This is a genomic window from Halopseudomonas sp. L-58, from assembly GCF_056859475.1.
Genome location: NZ_JBSXON010000058.1, coordinates 1 through 2047, shown reverse-complemented (window position 1 = coordinate 2047; position 2047 = coordinate 1). Strand labels below are relative to the sequence as shown.

The 2047-nt window shown below is 54.6% G+C and carries 2 protein-coding genes; one reads left to right on the top strand and one right to left on the bottom strand.

From position 1 onward, the window contains the following. Window positions 1-985 precede the first annotated feature (985 nt). Window positions 986-1417, top strand: a complete 432-nt coding sequence (locus AC13EY_RS09095; RefSeq protein ID WP_482876041.1) for a hypothetical protein — start codon at window positions 986-988, stop codon at window positions 1415-1417. Between the two features lie 427 nt (window positions 1418-1844). Here AC13EY_RS09095 and AC13EY_RS09090 read toward each other — a convergent pair. Beyond that, the coding region (locus AC13EY_RS09090; RefSeq protein WP_482890411.1) for a hypothetical protein at window positions 1845-2047 on the bottom strand (203 nt) is incomplete at its 5' end.

The window sequence follows — 2047 nt, the reverse complement described above, 5'->3', positions numbered from 1 at the left end:
CACCGTTGTAACGGACAGTGGGCAGCGCTGGAATGTGTCACCACATCTGCTCTCGGCGATAAAAGATGCGGGCAGTCGCCTGTTATCGACGGGAGATTAGAAAACGACTGAGCGCAAGAGCGGGGTTTGTTGAGCGCTTACCAACATTCCACCCTGTCCAGCTGCTCAGGCAGCGCAGTGCCATTACCCTAGATTAGCTTTTTCAGAGGTGCAGGCGCTCCTGCCGTCATCTATGTACAAATCTTCCGATATGCCGCGCCGAGGCTCGGTGCAGCGCCCTGACCAAGCAGCTAAAAGGGCCGCAACGTCCAATAACAGCCATATAGACCGAAGTGTAGCCACCGCCAGACCGCTGGGGATCGACTTACGGCAGTGAAAACGGAAGAAACGTACATAGATGAGCTGACGCCTTCCGCCACGCAACCGTCATCATGGAACGCAGGGAGGAGCTTGGAGGTGTATCCACATTCTGATTCTGATGCCAACAGCGTCGGTCTGGCACATCGCCCCAACTGTCATAGCGCACATCGGACATTTTTGCTACAAGCTTCATCTCCACGCGAAACCGTCCTTCGCGATCGCGTCTAGGAGTGAGAACTCCGTTTCAGGCAAGAAGTCGCCCCAGATCTTTTCAGATATCAGGCTGCAGGCCTCGTCGTTTCTGAGCTGCAAGGCAAGCGGTAGTGGCTGCGACACGCGAAAAACAGGGCCTAACGTGGCCGTGCCCATCCTAGACCGCGTAATCCACCATTCACACATGTTCATGCTGGGGGGAAGCTACCGACTGAAACAGCAAAACGGCGGTTAGCGGTATGCAAATGGGTCAAAACTAATGGCCATTGACAATGGAGAAAGCATTGCCATCAAATCCAAGCCTGCACTCGACTCTCTGTTCGATGCACTCAAGGGCTAAAGATAGTTGCCCGACTCTAATGAGTCGACGGCCCTAACCTTTCACTGACCAAGGCTTAAGACAGAACCCAGCATGGACGAAGCGAGCAAGATGCACATCATCACTGGAATCGACAACCGAATGCGGTTTTACGCCAAGCTAGATACTGCAATGGGGCTTCTTGCGGCAGCCCCACTGGTGTCTATCTGCATCATGCTGGTTAAAGACTATGATGCAGGCATTGGCATGATCGCCGCCATTTTTGGCAGCCTTCCATTCCTGCTTTTCATTCTTCATTCCCGGTTGCTACCTCTCGAAATCACCGGCTGGAATCGGGCAGGGATCATGATTATGGCGGGCGGCGCCTGGGCCACCCTGATCGGCTGTTCGGCGATCCTCCTGCCCCTCTTTGTTGCCCCAATCACCGCGTCTGTCGGAGCGGCTCTAGTCGCGCGCTATCGCGCTGCCCAAACCTTGACGATGCTTCGCAGACGTGCATCTCTGACCAACCTCGAAGTTCTCTAACGAAAGAGATCGAGTCGCTAAGCCATTCGATCACCACCAACCCCATCGGACCTCGATCACAGAGGCACTAGCTCATATGAAACAGAATCTCAGAAGGCTGATATCGGCGCAGCGACGAAAGGACTGTTTGAGCACATTCATACCTGCGCGCTTCATGAGCGCGACGAGCAGCAAGCGACCATGTCGGCCATGTTGATCTCATCCGCGAGCCTGCCGGCGTCTGCGAGAAGACAGGACTTTACCTCCCAGAACAAGAGCGCTCCGCCGCCTTCAACACCGAGCTAGCAGGCTGCAGAGAACTAACCGACCGCTTGAAGAAGGCGCAGTAGTGGCTGCTGGGACGATTACAGCAGCGTCGACGGACATGCATCGTGTTGACTCCGTCCGCCTAGGCATGCCGCTAGTCGCACTCTACCCCCACCTGTTTCTACACCTGCACATATCGCGCAATGAGACGCCTCAACCACTGCGCCGATAGCTGCGCCACACTAGGGAAGGTCTGAATAAATGCTGCATTTCGCCAATCTAGACATTGGCCGGCAAAAAACGTGAATTTCAGGCAGCACTTCCTCATTATTTGTCTGTTTTTAGCCCATTTCCCGCCATATCGGCGCAAAACAGGCACAATTA

What these genes read in the sequence shown, in the direction of transcription:
- AC13EY_RS09095 (WP_482876041.1), top strand. Translation starts at nt 986, where the DNA reads ATGGACGAAGCGAGCAAGATGCACATCATCACTGGAATCGACAACCGA.